This is a genomic window from Klebsiella sp. K47, assembly GCF_051858335.1.
Lineage (GTDB): Bacteria > Pseudomonadota > Gammaproteobacteria > Enterobacterales > Enterobacteriaceae > Klebsiella > Klebsiella pneumoniae.
Window position 1 is genome coordinate 1 of the sequence record NZ_JBPYUI010000337.1, and the last position, 229, is coordinate 229.

1 pseudogene is annotated in these 229 nt (G+C 51.5%); it reads left to right on the forward strand.

The features are described from left to right. Positions 1 to 229 (forward strand): annotated as a pseudogene (locus tag RRF55_RS28285) (transposase); the annotation flags it as partial.

Sequence of the window (229 nt, forward strand, 5' to 3'; positions counted from 1 at the left end):
TTCTGAAGCCACATTTTACAACTGGAAGAAAAAGTTTGGCGGCATGGGCGTGACAGAGCTGCGCCGCCTGCGCCAGCTTGAGGAAGAGAATCATCGTCTGAAACGTCTGGTGGCTGATTTAAGTCTGGACAAGGAGATGCTGCAGGAAGTTATCAAAAAAAAGTTCTGAGGCCGGGCTCAGAAGCGTCAGGCGGTGCATTTTCTGCGGGAGGCTTACCGTATCAGTGTC